At 70.3% G+C, this 13231-nt stretch carries 16 protein-coding genes; 9 read left to right on the top strand and 7 right to left on the bottom strand.

Annotation, left to right across the window (positions count from 1 at the left end):
• Nucleotides 1–182: 182 nt before the first annotated feature.
• Nucleotides 183–884, bottom strand: coding sequence for a PepSY domain-containing protein (locus ACGFZW_RS32795; RefSeq protein WP_393896937.1), 702 nt, complete (start codon nucleotides 882–884; stop codon nucleotides 183–185).
• A gap of 111 nt (nucleotides 885–995) precedes the next feature.
• On the opposite strand from ACGFZW_RS32795, the gene ACGFZW_RS32790 reads away from it, so the two are divergent.
• Both ACGFZW_RS32790 and ACGFZW_RS32785 read left to right on the top strand, forming a co-directional pair.
• A complete protein-coding gene (locus ACGFZW_RS32790; protein WP_393896995.1) occupies nucleotides 996–1712 on the top strand; it encodes a response regulator transcription factor in 717 nt (238 codons plus the stop codon).
• 4 nt (nucleotides 1713–1716) lie between these two features.
• Entirely contained in the window at nucleotides 1717–3108 is a 1392-nt protein-coding gene (locus tag ACGFZW_RS32785; RefSeq protein ID WP_393896994.1) for a sensor histidine kinase, read from the top strand.
• A gap of 82 nt (nucleotides 3109–3190) precedes the next feature.
• On the opposite strand, the gene ACGFZW_RS32780 is transcribed toward ACGFZW_RS32785, so the two are convergent.
• The 4 genes from ACGFZW_RS32780 to ACGFZW_RS32765 all read right to left on the bottom strand — a co-directional run bounded on the left by ACGFZW_RS32780 (nucleotide 3191) and on the right by ACGFZW_RS32765 (nucleotide 5861).
• Nucleotides 3191–3667, bottom strand: coding sequence for a MarR family winged helix-turn-helix transcriptional regulator (locus ACGFZW_RS32780; protein ID WP_393896936.1), 477 nt, complete (start codon nucleotides 3665–3667; stop codon nucleotides 3191–3193).
• A gap of 118 nt (nucleotides 3668–3785) precedes the next feature.
• Nucleotides 3786–4556, bottom strand: a complete 771-nt coding sequence (locus ACGFZW_RS32775) for an AIM24 family protein (protein WP_393896935.1) — start codon at nucleotides 4554–4556, stop codon at nucleotides 3786–3788.
• Complete coding sequence (locus tag ACGFZW_RS32770; RefSeq protein ID WP_393896934.1) at nucleotides 4553–5221, bottom strand: AIM24 family protein; 669 nt, start codon at nucleotides 5219–5221, stop codon at nucleotides 4553–4555. The genes ACGFZW_RS32775 and ACGFZW_RS32770 overlap by 4 nt, the downstream gene beginning before the upstream one ends.
• 1 nt (nucleotide 5222) lies before the next feature.
• The gene (locus ACGFZW_RS32765) at nucleotides 5223–5861 is read right to left on the bottom strand and encodes an AIM24 family protein (RefSeq protein WP_393896933.1); all 639 of its coding nucleotides are present in this window, start codon (nucleotides 5859–5861) and stop codon (nucleotides 5223–5225) included.
• A 157-nt stretch (nucleotides 5862–6018) separates the two neighbouring features.
• Here ACGFZW_RS32765 and ACGFZW_RS32760 point away from each other — a divergent pair, with 157 nt between their 5' ends.
• Entirely contained in the window at nucleotides 6019–6363 is a 345-nt protein-coding gene (locus ACGFZW_RS32760) for a DUF3817 domain-containing protein (protein ID WP_393896932.1), read from the top strand.
• Nucleotides 6360–6662, top strand: coding sequence for an MTH1187 family thiamine-binding protein (locus ACGFZW_RS32755; protein ID WP_393896931.1), 303 nt, complete (start codon nucleotides 6360–6362; stop codon nucleotides 6660–6662). Before ACGFZW_RS32760 ends, ACGFZW_RS32755 begins: the two co-directional genes overlap by 4 nt.
• Before the next feature lie 65 nt (nucleotides 6663–6727).
• Here ACGFZW_RS32755 and ACGFZW_RS32750 read toward each other — a convergent pair whose 3' ends face one another.
• On the bottom strand, nucleotides 6728–7714 hold the full coding sequence (locus tag ACGFZW_RS32750; protein ID WP_393896930.1) for a DUF5937 family protein: 987 nt from the start codon (nucleotides 7712–7714) through the stop codon (nucleotides 6728–6730).
• A 79-nt stretch (nucleotides 7715–7793) separates the two neighbouring features.
• Between ACGFZW_RS32750 and ACGFZW_RS32745 the strand changes: the two genes are divergently transcribed.
• The 4 genes from ACGFZW_RS32745 to ACGFZW_RS32730 all read left to right on the top strand — a co-directional run bounded on the left by ACGFZW_RS32745 (nucleotide 7794) and on the right by ACGFZW_RS32730 (nucleotide 11993).
• Nucleotides 7794–9137: an MFS transporter gene (locus tag ACGFZW_RS32745; protein WP_393896929.1), complete on the top strand. Its 1344-nt coding sequence runs from the start codon at nucleotides 7794–7796 to the stop codon at nucleotides 9135–9137.
• Nucleotides 9138–9180: 43 nt separating this feature from the next.
• On the top strand, nucleotides 9181–9690 hold the full coding sequence (locus tag ACGFZW_RS32740; RefSeq protein ID WP_393896928.1) for a MarR family winged helix-turn-helix transcriptional regulator: 510 nt from the start codon (nucleotides 9181–9183) through the stop codon (nucleotides 9688–9690).
• Nucleotides 9691–9758: 68 nt separating this feature from the next.
• Nucleotides 9759–10091: a DUF3817 domain-containing protein gene (locus ACGFZW_RS32735; protein WP_393896927.1), complete on the top strand. Its 333-nt coding sequence runs from the start codon at nucleotides 9759–9761 to the stop codon at nucleotides 10089–10091.
• A gap of 201 nt (nucleotides 10092–10292) precedes the next feature.
• On the top strand, nucleotides 10293–11993 hold the full coding sequence (locus ACGFZW_RS32730) for a methylmalonyl-CoA mutase (RefSeq protein ID WP_393896926.1): 1701 nt from the start codon (nucleotides 10293–10295) through the stop codon (nucleotides 11991–11993).
• Nucleotides 11994–12076: 83 nt separating this feature from the next.
• Here the strand turns inward: ACGFZW_RS32730 and ACGFZW_RS32725 are convergent, their stop codons facing one another.
• Nucleotides 12077–12685: a hypothetical protein gene (locus ACGFZW_RS32725; protein ID WP_393896925.1), complete on the bottom strand. Its 609-nt coding sequence runs from the start codon at nucleotides 12683–12685 to the stop codon at nucleotides 12077–12079.
• Nucleotides 12686–12815: 130 nt separating this feature from the next.
• Here ACGFZW_RS32725 and ACGFZW_RS32720 point away from each other — a divergent pair, with 130 nt between their 5' ends.
• On the top strand, nucleotides 12816–13154 hold the full coding sequence (locus ACGFZW_RS32720; RefSeq protein WP_393896924.1) for a hypothetical protein: 339 nt from the start codon (nucleotides 12816–12818) through the stop codon (nucleotides 13152–13154).
• The last annotated feature ends 77 nt before the right edge of the window (nucleotides 13155–13231 follow it).

Raw genomic sequence — 13231 nt, 5'->3', positions numbered from 1 at the left:
GGCCCGGGGATGCGGGCCGGGCCTGCGGTCCGGTTCCAGCGCGTTGTGCGCCCGAACTTCTCCCCGGGCCCGCCTACGCCCGGCTGCGATCCGCCGCCCGGTTCCGGACACGCCTGCGGCCCATCCCGCCGGAGCGGGACGGGCCGGAAGCGTCAGTCGTCGTCCGTGACGGGCGCCGGGATTCAGTCGTCCTGGCCGTCGTTGTCGTCGGAGTCGTCGTCGCCGTCGTGGTCGTCCTGGTCGTGCGCCGGGGCGGCCGTCACCTTGCCGGACTGCGGGTCGACGAGGAACTTGTGCTCCTTGCCGTCCTTGGTGGTCGTCTCGACCTCCCAGGCGGCCTTCGTGCCGTTGTCGTCGTCCAGCTCGACGGAGGTCACCGTGCCGTGCCCGTTCGTGGCGCGGGCGGCGGCCGCGGCGTCGGTCTTGGCGCCCTTGAGGCCGTCACGGACGACGGCGATGTCGTCGCTGTCGTCCCCGTCCTCGGCGTCGACGTGCTGGTTCAGCACCCGTGCGTTGCCGGCGTCGAGGGTGACCTCGTGCCACTTGCCGTCCTTGCCGAGGACGTCCGCTTCCCAGACCAGGCCGGGACGGTCCTCGTCCAGGTCCAGGCCGGTCACGGTGCCGGGGACGGCCTTCAGCGCGGCGGCAGCGGCCTGCGAGGCGGTCACCTTGGCGGCCCTGGCCTCGCGGGCGTCCTCCTGGTCGTGGTCGTCCTTGTCCTGCACGTGGATGCTGGAGCGGCCCGAGTCGTTCGCCGCGGTCTGCTGCGCGCCGGCCGCCGTTCCCGGTGCGGAGCTGCCGCCGCCGACCGCCATGGCGCTGACCGTGCCGCCGGCGATGAGGGCGGCCGCGGCGGTGGTGGCGACGATGATGTGGCGCTTCATGTGTTTTCTCCCCTTGCGATCGGTTGTGACATCACAGTGGCCGAACCGACCTGAACAGGAGCTGAAGGAGCCTGAAGAGGTCTTCAGGAAAGGAGTGGCAAGGTGGTGCGCATGCTCCCGCCCGTCACTCATCACCGCCCTGCCGGCGGCGCCGCGCGCCGCCCTCTTCGCCTGTTGATCGTGGAGGACGAGAAGCGTCTCGCGTTGTCGCTCGCCAAGGGCCTGATGGCCGAGGGCTACGCGGTCGACGTGGTGCACGACGGCCTCGAAGGGCTGCACCGGGCGAGTGAGGACGCATACGACCTGATCGTCCTGGACATCATGCTGCCGGGGATGAACGGCTACCGGGTGTGCGGCGCGCTGCGTGCCGCCGGCCATGAGGTGCCGATCCTGATGCTCACCGCCAAGGACGGTGAGTACGACGAGGCCGAGGGGCTGGACACCGGCGCGGACGACTACCTGACCAAGCCGTTCTCGTACGTCGTGCTGGTGGCGCGGGTCAAGGCGCTGCTGCGGCGGCGCGGGCGGACGGCGGAGCCGGTGCTGCGGGTGGGACCGCTCGTCATCGACCAGGGGTCGCGCAAGGTGGAGCGGGACGGCGAGGAAGTGGTGCTGACCGCGAAGGAGTTCGCCGTGCTGGAGCAGCTCGCGCTGCGCGCGGGGGACGTGGTCTCCAAGGCGGAGATCCTGGAGCACGTCTGGGACTTCGCCTACGAGGGCGATCTCAACATCATCGAGGTGTATGTGAGCACGCTGCGGCGCAAGATCGGCGCCGGCAGCATCGTGACGGTGCGCGGCGCCGGATACCGGCTGGTGGCCGGTGAGTAGCGGGCTGGGTTCGGTACGGGCCAGGGCGGCGGTCGGGGCGACGGTCGTGGTGGCGTTGGCGCTGGTGGCCGCCGGGTTGGCGGTGCTGCTGGTGCTGCGCGACAACCTGCAGGACCAGACCGGGCTGCAGGCGGAGGTCTCGGCCCGCGAGGTCGCCTCGCAGATCGCCACCGGCACCTCCTACGACCAGCTGGATCTGCCGGACAGCGACGAGCACCCGGTGGTGGTGACCAGCGAGAGCGGACGGGTGCTCGCGGTCGGCGACGACGTCCGTGCCATCGACGGCAAGGATGTCGGCCGTCCGGGCAAGCAGGGGCCGGGCGCGTCGGAGGAGGACGGGGACGACGACGACACCGGGCCGGAGCCCGGCGAGGTCGACGACGAGGTGCACTACTCGGACGGCACCGCGGAGGTCGACGGCAAGGTGGCCGACTACCGGTTCGCCCGGGTGGAGGCGAAGGACACCGGCGGCGAGCAGGCCACGGTGCGGGCCGGTGCGGCGCTGGCCGCGGAGCAGAACGCCGTCGGGACGGTGCGCACCGCCATGCTGATCGGGCTGCCGCTGCTGCTCGTGGTGGTCGCCGGGGTGACCTGGCTGGTCACCCGGAGGGCGCTGCGGCCGGTGGAGGGGATTCGCCAGGAGATGGCCGCGATCACCGCCAGCACGGATCTGAGCCGCCGGGTGCCGGTGCCGTCGTCGAAGGACGAGATCGGCCGGCTGGCGCGTACCACCAACGAGACGCTGGCGGCCCTGGAGACGTCCGTGGAGCGGCAGCGGCGGTTCGTCGCGGACGCCTCGCACGAGCTGCGCAGTCCGATCGCGAGTCTGCGCACCCAGCTGGAAGTGGGCGTGGCGCATCCGGAGTTGCTGGACACGCCGGGCGCGGTGGCGGACACCGTGCGGTTGCAGCGGCTGGCCGCCGATCTGTTGCTGCTGGCGCGGCTGGACGCGGGGGAGCGGCCCTCGGACGTCCGGATCGACCTGGCGGCGATGGTGCGCGAGGAGAGCTCCCAGCGGGTCGGGGACCGGATCCCGGTCCGGGCCGACGAGCTCGCGAGTGTGGAAGTGACGGGGTCGCGGAGCCAGTTGGGCCGGGTGCTGGGCAATCTCCTGGACAACGCGCAGCGGCATGCGGAGTCGTCCGTACGGGTGACCGTGGTGCGTGAGGGGACGTGGGCGGTCCTGCGGGTGGAGGACGACGGGCCGGGCGTCCCGGAGGGCCAGCGGGAACGGATCTTCGAGCGGTTCGTGCGGCTCGACGACGCGCGGGCGCGGGACGACGGCGGCGCGGGTCTCGGGCTCGCCATCGCGCGGGATGTCGCGGTGCGGCACGGCGGTTCGCTGGCCGTGCGGGAGGACTCGGCATTCGAGCTGCGGCTGCCGGTGGCCGGCTGAGTGACGGGCCGGCGGGCGCGCCCGGGGCGGTACGGGTGGCCGGGCGGCGCCGCGGCCCGGCGGAAGGGCCGCGGCGGCTCCGTCAGAGACTGCCGCGCTGTTCCCTCAGGTGGTCGGCCACGGGGGCGAGCGAGGCGCGGAGCGCGTCGAGGGTCTCCGGGGAGAACAGGTCGATGAAGTGCTTGCGGACGGACGCGACGTGGTGCGGGGCGACGCGGCGCATGGTGTCCCAGCCCTCCTCGGTCAGGACGGCGTAGAGGCCGCGGCGGTCCGACTCGCAGCTCTCGCGCCGGACCAGACCGGCGTTCTCCATGCGGGTGATCTGGTGCGAGAGACGGCTCTTGGACTGCAGGGTGCCCGCTGCCAGGTCGCTCATCCGCAGCCGTCGGTCCTCGGCCTCGGAGAGGTTGACCAGGATCTCGTAGTCGTTGATCGTCAGCCCGAACGGCTGCAGATCGCGCTCGAGCTGATACATCAGCAGTCTGCTGACGTCCAGATGAGTGCGCCAGGCACGCTGCTCCTGGTCGGTGAGCCAGGGGGTGTCGCTGTCGGTCGTCATGGAGGAATTCTACCCGTAAAAGTTGAATAATGAATTAAATTGGTCGGTGCTGTGGCGGACGTCTCCCGGCGGGCCGGGGCTGGTCAGGCGTTCGACGTCACGGTCCGCAGACTACCGTTCACAGCCCGAGACGGCGCTGGAGGCCGCCGAGGTTGCCCGGCAGCTGCGGCAGTTGTGAGCCACTTTGCGAGCCGGAACCACCACCCGGCACGCCCGCCTCGTTCGGCACCGCGCCGGTCGCCAGCTCCGGCATGAGCTGCTCCGTCGACTGCAGCAGAACCGTGCCGGCCCCGATGAACTCGAACTGGTGCTCTTCCCCCGAGGTCCCGCCGATCCCGGTGTGCGCACGCAGGCCGCCCAGGAATCCCCGCAGGTACTGGTGGTCGTAGTGGTGGCAGGGGGACGGGCAGTCGGCCCAGCCGACGAGCGCCTGCGGATCCACCCGGATCGGCGGCTCGACGAAGACCACCGGGCCGTTGGACGCGGCCACGAACTTCCCCGTGCCGATGAGGGTGAGGAAGCCCGGGATGATCGACTGCTTCAGTGACAGAGATGGCTGAAAGGCGAGCAGATTGCCGGAGCGAATAGTGAGGTTGCCCTCATCCAGGTCGTAGGAATTCACGTCGAAGGCACGGTCGGCGAGCAGCATCTTGCCCTGGCCCTCGGCGACGACCCAGTCGGCGGCGTGCAGTGGCGAATGGAAACTGCCGGCGATCAGCCGGTCGAGGCGGCCGTGTCCGATGCCGTGGAAGTCGATCCGCCCGTAGTAGGCGATCATCTTCCCCTTCTGCAGGAACCACTGCCCGTTCAGGTCCACGCCGAAGGTGTACGGATTGACGTTGTCGTCGGCCGGGAGGGTGGTGGCGTCGTGGATGACGGGGCCGGTCACAGTTTTTCCTCCGAGGCCTGTACGTAGACGGTGCCCTGGCCCGACAGCTCCAGCTGGAAGCCCTCGCCCGAGCCGCGGCCGACCATGTCGCGCCAGCCGAGCGCCGTGGAGAGTTTGTTGCGGACGTCGCCGCGGTGCGCGACGTACGCCTGCGGGTCGACATGGACCGGGCGCTGCGGTGTGATCGGCAGTTCGACGACGCCGCCGTGGGCCATCACCGCGGCCGAGCCGTGGCCCTTGAGCGTGGTGGTGAACAGGCCCTGTCCGGTGACCTGTCCGCGCACCATGCCCATCACCCCGCCCTGCGAGCCCATGAACATCGTGCCCTGCTCCAGGGTCCCGTCGAAGGCGAGCAGACGGTCGGCCTCGACGTACAGCGTCTCGCCGGTCAGGTCGACGACGTGGACGTGGTGGCCGCCGTGCCCGAACATCACCGTGCCGCCGGGGGCACCGCCCGGGGGGACCTCAACGGTCATCAGCGGAGCGGCCTCACCGGCGACCCGGCGGCCGATCATCGAGCCGAGCCCGCCCTGACCGCCCTGGATGTTCGGGGTGAAGGTGACGTCGCCGCGGTAGGCGAGCATCGCGCCCCGCTGGCTGAACATCCGCATGCCGGGCGTGAGACGCGCCTCGACCATGCGGGAGTTGAGCACCGTGAACGGCATGTCAGATCTCGCCTCCCACGGTGTTGCGCTCGCTGGGCTGGACGTACACCAGGCCCTCGCCCTCGAAACGGATCTGGAACGCCTCGCCTGACCCCTCACCGATGACCGTGCGGAAGTTCACGCCGGACTGGAGGTGCTGCTTGAGGTCACCGGTGTGCGCGACATACGCGCCCGGGTCGACCTGGAGCGGATACTGCTTGGTGACCCGCAGCACCACCGCCGGTCCGTGGGAGGTGATCGCGGCCTGGCCGCGTCCCTCGACGGTGGTGGTGAACAGGCCGTTGCCCTGTGAGGCGCCGCGCAGCCCGGTGAACGTCGTGCCGGTGCGCAGCGCCGCGTCCGTGCACAGCAGATTGCCGGCCTCGACGTACAGCTTCTCGCCCTGCAACTGCACGAGGTTGATCTCGCTCGCGCGGTCGGCGAAATAGCAGGTGCCCTGGCCCTTCACCTCCATCACGGCCATCTGTTCGCCGGTGAGGCGCCGGGTGACCATGCCGCGCAGGCCCTCGCCCCCACCGGTCATCTTCTTGAACGACATCTGGCCGTCGTACGCGACCATCGCACCGTTTTTCGCCTTGACGGCGTCGCCCGTCATGTCGACGGCGAGCACCTTGCTCCCCTGGAGCCGAAACTGAGCCACGGCTCAGACCGTAGTCGGCCGGGGCCGCTGAGGGCAGGGCCTTTCGCGGGCCGCCCCCGGCGCAATGATCGCCGGAGCGGCTGTAACAATGGTGGCGAAGCTTGTGAACTCTTGCACAAGCCGTGCTGCCGCCCCCTGCCACCCGAACGAGGTTCCCGTGGACATCAAGACCGCCTCCGCCCTGCGCCGCCTCCGCCTGGTCTCCGCCCCCGAAGCGGTGTCCTTCCTGCTGCTGCTGTGCTGCTCCGTCCTCAAGCGCACGACCAGCTTCGACGGCGTGATGGTCATGGGCATGGTGCACGGCGTGCTCTTCATCCTCTACGTCCTCTTCTGGTTGGACGCCTGGAACCGCACCAAGTGGAACCTGAAGACCGCCGCGCTCTACTTCATCCTCTCCGTGCTGCCCACCGGCGGTTTCTTCGCCGAGCGCAAGCTCAAGGGTGAGGCGGAGGCCAGCGTGATCGCGGCCCGCGCCCGCCAGGAAGGCGTCGTGAGCGCATGATCGTCGCCTTCTCCGTGAGCCCGCTCGGCGTCGGCGAGGACGTCGGCGAGTACGTCGCCGAAGCGGTCCGGGTGGTCCGCGAGTCGGGGCTGCCGAACCGTACGGACGCCATGTTCACCTCCATCGAGGGCGAGTGGGACGAGGTCATGGACGTCGTCAAGCGCGCGGTCGCCGCCGTCGAGGCGCGCAGCGGCCGGGTCTCGCTGGTGCTGAAGGCCGACATCCGGCCCGGCGTCACCGACGGTCTGACCTCCAAGGTCGAGACCGTCGAGCGGCACCTCGCCGAGGGCGCCCGCTAGGAGCACACGTCCCGGGGGCTTCCGCAGGCTGTCCGGTGCGACCGGCTCCCGGTGGGGCCCCGGCCTCAGCCTCCGGCCGCCAGCGCCATGCCCAGGGGCGTGCGCTCGTACAGCACCTGATGTCCGTGCCGGCGCGAGGCCAGCAGACCGGCGTCGCGCAGCACGGACAGATGTGCCGAGACCGATGAGGCGGCCAGGCCCAGCCGGTGCGCCAGCGCCGATGTCGACGAGGGCGTGTCCAGCGCGGCCAGCACCGCGGCGCGGTTGGCCCCCAGCAGGCGCACCAGGGCCGGCCCGGTCTCCGGCTCGCTCCACAGCCCACCGATGCCGCGCGCCGGATAGATGACGGTGGGCTGCCACGGCGGATCGAAGCCGCTCACCACGTCGGGCCAGACGAAGACGCTCGGCAGCAACAGCACCCCGCGGCCCTCCAGATCCTGGAGCTGCACGAAGTCGGTACGGGTACGGACCGTGAGCGTGTCACCGGACCAGGACAGCCGGGGATGCAGGTCGGCGAAGAGCCGCTGCAGCCCGCCACCGGCCAACTGCCGCGATCGGTAGGCGATCTCGGCCTCCAGCAGGGCTCGCAGCCGGGGCCAGTCCGGGGCCAGCAGGGCGTGCCAGGCCCGTTCGGTGACATCGGCGAGCTCCCGGATCGCCCGCGCGGGGTCGTCCAGGGCCGCCCGGCCGCGGGGCGACTGCGCGGCACCCGGCGTGCAGGCCAGCGACTTGGCCATCTCGGCGCGCGCTACCGCCGGATCGGTGGCCCGCAGCAGCGCCAGCTCCTCCTCGAAGCCGGCCAGTGGGACGTCCGGCGGACGGCCAAGGAAATCCGGGGTGTAGCCGGGCGGCGGCGACGGCATGAACAACCACAGCGGCGAGAGGTCGAGCCCGGCGACGGCCTCGCGCATCCGCCGCAGCCATGGCAGGTGATAGCCGTGCCGGTCGGTGCGGCGCAGGGTCCGGACGGCCTCGTGGGTCTCGCAGAGCGGGGAGATGGCGAACCGGATGCGCAGCAGATCGTCGGCGCCGAAATGCAGATCCAGCGGCACGGGCGGCCCCCTCGCTCCCCAGAATTCGGCTGGAGCCGAAAGACTACGGTCCGCCCGGCGGCACCGGCACGCTGCGGCCATGGCTATACCTTCCGGGCCCGCGGAGCCGGGCCGTATCCCCGCGCGCCCCGGCGCGTTACCCGACGCCCGGTCCGAGGGACCGGACGGCAGGGCCCGGTACCGCGCGGTGTTCGCCGTCCCCGAGTTCCGGTGCGTCTTCGCCGCGCATCTGCTGTCCTCCCTGGGCGTGGTGGTCTGCGAGATCGCGCTCTCCCTGCTGGTCTTCCGGCTGACGTCCTCCCCGCTGCTGAGCGCCCTGACCTTTGCGCTGGGGCTGCTGCCGTACGTCCTCGGCGGCACGTTGCTGTCGGCCGTCGCCGACCGCTACCCGGCCCGCGGGGTGCTGGTGGGCTGCGATCTGCTGTGCGCGGGGGCCGCCGCAGCGATGGTGCTGCCGGGCACCCCCGTCGCGGTCCTCCTGGGGCTGCGCTGCGTGATCGCCGCCATCGCGCCGGTCTTCGCCGGGACGCGCGCGGCGACGCTCGGCGCGATCCTCGGGGAGGGGGATCTGTTCGTGCTGGGCCGGTCGGTGATCCGGATCGTCAACCAGAGCGCTCAGCTGGTGGGCTTCGCGGCCGGTGGTCTGCTGCTGGCCGCCGTGTCACCGGCGGCGGTGCTCGCCGTCACCGCGGGCACCTTCCTGGGCTCCGCGCTCCTGCTGGGTGTGGGGACCCGCGCCCGTCCGGCGCGGGGCGGCTCCCGTGGCGCGCTGCTGGGAGCGTCGCTTGCGGGCGTCCGCCGGTTGCTGGGCGATCGCCGGGTGCGGGCACTTCTGCTGCTGTCCTGGCTGCCGCCGACGTTCGTGGTCGTCCCCGAGGCCCTGCTGATCCCGTACTCCGACCGGCTCGGCGTCGGCCCGGCCGGCCTGGGGCTGCTGATGTGCAGCATGCCGGTGGGGGCGGTGCTCGCGGAAACCCTGGTCGGCTCCCTCCTCGGGCCCCGTGCCCGCACCCGGCTCACCTTCCCGATGGGCCTCTTCGCCGTCCTTCCCTCCCTCGGCTTCGCCGCCGGGCCCCCGCTCGGCTGGGCCGTGCTGCTGCTCGCGCTGACGGGGACGGGTATCTCGTACAACTTCGGGGTGGACCGGTGGTTCGTCGCGGCGGTGCCCGACGCACTGCTGGGGCAGGCGATGACGGTGATGCAGGCGGGCCGGATGACGATCATGGGCCTGGGGATGGGCGCGGCCGGGGCGGCTGCCGAGTACGCCCCCCTTCGGGTGGTGATGCCGGCGGCGGGCGTGGTCGGCGCGGTGTGCGTGCTCGCGGTGATCGCGGAGGTGCGGCGGACCGCGGCCGGTGACGGAGCCGGTGGACCGCGGGCCGGCGCCGGAGCGGCATGGCCCGGTGCGGCGCCCGAAACCTGAGACGAGGCTGACCACGATATGACCGCCGGGTAGTGTCGGTGGCGTGCCGAAGCCGCTCAGCCTTGCTTTCGATCCCATCGCGCGCGCCGACGAATTGTGGCAGCAGCGATGGGGCGCCGTGCCGTCGATGGCCGCGATCACCTCGATCATGCGGGCCCACCAGATCCTGCTGGCCGAGGTGGACGCCGTCGTCAAGCCGTACGGCCTGACGTTCGCCCGCTACGAGGCGCTGGTGCTGCTGACCTTCTCCAAGGCCGGCGAGCTGCCGATGTCCAAGATCGGCGAACGGTTGATGGTGCATCCGACCTCGGTGACCAACACCGTGGACCGGCTGGTGAAGTCCGGTCTGGTGGACAAGCGGCCCAACCCCAACGACGGGCGCGGCACGCTCGCCTCCATCACGGACAAGGGGCGCGAGGTGTGCGACGCGGCCACCCGCGAGCTGATGGCGATGGACTTCGGGCTCGGGGTGTACGACGGCGAGGAGTGCGGGGAGATCTTCGCGATGCTGCGGCCGCTGCGGGTGGCGGCGGAGGACTTCACCGAGGAGTGAGGACCGGGGGCGGTGACGACCGGGGGGTGGCGAAGATCGTCACGGAACGGGCGGTTACGCTCGTGGGCATGAAGCGAAGCGTCCTGACCCGGTACCGGGTGATGGCCTACATCACCGCCGTGATGCTGCTGGTGCTGTGCACCTGCATGGTGTTCAAGTACGGCTTCGGGATGGGCAAGGACCTCACCCTCGTCGTGTCCCAGATCCACGGCGTGCTCTACATCATCTACCTGGTCTTCGCCTTCGACCTGGGCTCCAAGGCGAAGTGGAAGTTCGGCAAGCTGCTGTGGGTGCTGATCTCCGGCACCATCCCGACTGCCGCCTTCTTCGTCGAGCGCAAGGTCGTCCGCGAGGTCGAGCCGCTGGTGTCGGACGCGGAGCCGCAGCCGGTCAAGGCCTGACCCGCTCCGTACGCCGTCCGCCGCTGACGCGCTCCTCCGCCGGAGGGGCGCGTTCGTGCTTTCCGGGCACCGGGCCCGGGGCGAGCAAGGGGGCCGAACGGGCCCCTGAATGGCCTCCGCGACTCCCGTTTCCGCAGGTCGGCGCAGTTCACCCGGTTCTCCCATCGACAATTACTAGGACGTCCTAGTAAATTCGAAGGTATGGACGCTGACGCGATCGAAGAAGGCCGCCTTCGCTGGCAGGCCCGGTACGACTCCGCCCGGAAGCGCGACGCGGACTTCACCACGCTCTCGGGCGACCCCGTCGAGCCCGTGTACGGGCCCCGGCCCGGCGACACCGTCGACGGATTCGAGCGGATCGGGTGGCCGGGCGAGTACCCCTTCACGCGCGGCCTCCACCCCACCGGCTACCGCGGCAGGACCTGGACCATCCGCCAGTTCGCCGGCTTCGGCAACGCCGAGCAGACGAACGAGCGCTACCAGATGATCCTCAAGGCCGGCGGTGGCGGCCTCTCCGTCGCCTTCGACATGCCGACGCTCATGGGGCGGGACTCCGACGACCCGCGCTCGCTCGGCGAGGTCGGCCACTGCGGCGTCGCCATCGACTCCGCCGCCGACATGGAGGTCCTCTTCAAGGACATCCCACTGGGCGACGTCACGACGTCGATGACGATCAGCGGCCCGGCCGTCCCGGTCTTCTGTATGTACCTGGTGGCTGCCGAGCGGCAGGGCATCGACCCGGGCGTGCTCAACGGCACCCTGCAGACGGACATCTTCAAGGAGTACATCGCCCAGAAGGAGTGGCTCTTCCAGCCGGAGCCCCATCTGCGGCTGATCGGCGACCTCATGGAGCACTGCGCGCAGGGCATCCCCGCGTACAAGCCGCTCTCGGTCTCCGGCTACCACATCCGCGAGGCGGGCGCGACGGCCGCGCAGGAGCTGGCGTACACCCTCGCCGACGGCTTCGGCTACGTCGAGCTGGGCCTCTCCCGCGGCCTGGACGTCAACACCTTCGCGCCGGGCCTGTCGTTCTTCTTCGACGCCCACCTCGACTTCTTCGAGGAGATCGCCAAGTTCCGGGCGGCGCGCAGGATCTGGGCCCGCTGGATGCGCGACGTGTACGGCGCGAGCAGCGAGAAGGCGCAGTGGCTGCGGTTCCACACCCAGACCGCCGGCGTCTCGCTGACCGCGCAGCAGCCGTACAACAACGTCGTCCGCACCGCCGTCGAGGCGCTGTCCGCGGTGCTCGGCGGGACGAACTCGCTGCACACCAACGCCCTGGACGAGACGCTGGCGCTGCCCAGCGAGCAGGCCGCCGAGATCGCACTGCGGACGCAGCAGGTGCTGATGGAGGAGACCGGCGTCGCCAACGTCGCTGACCCGCTGGGCGGTTCGTGGTTCGTCGAGGCGCTGACCGACCGGATCGAGGCGGACGCCGAGAAGATCTTCGACCAGATCAAGGAACGGGGCGCGCGGGCCGTACCGAACGGGCAGCACCCGATCGGCCCGATGACGTCAGGGATCCTGCGCGGCATCGAGGACGGCTGGTTCACGGGCGAGATCGCCGAATCCGCCTTCCAGTACCAGCAGTCCCTGGAGAAGGGCGACAAGCGGGTGGTGGGCGTCAACTGCCACCACGGCTCGGTCACCGGCGACCTGGAGATCCTGCGGGTCAGCCACGAGGTCGAGCGCGAGCAGGTACGCACCCTCGCCGAGCGCAAGGCCGCCCGCGACGACGCCCGGGTACAGACCTCGCTCAAGGCGATGCTGGCCGCGGCGCGGGACGGCGGCAACATGATCGAGCCGATGCTGGAGGCCGTCCGGGCCGAGGCGACGCTCGGCGAGATCTGCGGCGTACTGCGGGACGAATGGGGCGTCTACACGGAGCCCGCGGGGTTCTGAGCACTGCTCTTGCGAGTACCGCTCGAGGGGGCGGAGCCGTCAACGCGACGGCTCCGCCCCCTCGATGCGTTTGCGGACCCGGCTCAACTGCCGGCAGTGAGGGCGAAGCCGAGGGCCGGGCCGATGACGAACATGCCGAAGAGGGCCGCGGCGGCGGCGCCGAGCACGATCTTGCGGGTTCGGGTGCCGGCGGTCGCACGCCACGCCGCCCACTGCTGGGGAATCGTTCGAGTGGTTTCACCGAAGCGCGTGAGCCAGGAGAAGAGCAGTACGGGGATGATGAGGAGGAGGACGGCGAAGCCGGTGGAGAAGTTGGTGGCGGCCGCTCCGCGACCGGCGATGGTGTAGGTCGCGCCGGACAGGATGCTGAGAATCTTGCTGTCGTCGTGCCCCTGGGTTGCGAGTTCGACGCCCGGGTCGTACTCGGTGTCGAGGCTGCTCAAGGATGCCTTGCCGTCCACGGCCTTCCCGTCGTCCGAGCGGAAGGTGCCGTCACATTCGTAATCGTGCTGAGCCGTGGAGCGGTGACTTGTGCTTTCACGGGAGCATTCCTTGACCGTGAATGTTCCGTGCGTACCCGTGAGGCCCGCTGCGGTCAGCCCCTTGATGAAAAAGGCGGTGAAGATCACCAGGGCAACTGCAAGGAAGAAGATGTGACCGTATAGCGTCTTCAAAGGTGTCTTGCCGGACATCCGCGGAGAGTTGGACATGGCGGGCTTTCCCTTTCGTGGTCGTTGGCCGGGAATCCGGCAGGCGCGACGTCGGCTACCGTACGGCATAAGCTTTAGCGGACTCTTATGCAGCCGAGAACGAGGGAGACCCATGGCAGGCTCCGGGTACGACGTGGATCCGGCCGTCCTCAAGTCGCAGGGCGGTGCCTTCAAGGATATCGGCTCCGATTTCAGCGATGCCGCCAAGAAGTTGAAGGACACGCTCAAAGACGCTCAAGAGTGGGGCGACGACGATCTCCTCAAGATTTTTATGGACATCTATACGCCGGTGAGCGACGGCATCGTCGAGTCCATGCCCACCCTCGGTGAAGGTCTTTCCAAGATCGGCGAGAACCTCGAGACGATGGGCGCGCATTACGACACCACCGAGCAGGATCAGCGCGACGGCATCACCAAGTACGCGGCGAGCCGCCCCAAATTCGCGAACTGACGTTAATTCAACTCCGCGATACCGCCCCTACATACGCCCCATACATCACCGAACACGCGCTTCCCGGGGGAGTAACT

Source organism: Streptomyces sp. NPDC048248, assembly GCF_043201875.1.
Classification (GTDB): Bacteria; Actinomycetota; Actinomycetes; order Streptomycetales; family Streptomycetaceae; genus Streptomyces.
Note: the sequence above shows the minus strand (reverse complement) of the source record. Positions and strands in the feature narration are given on the sequence as shown.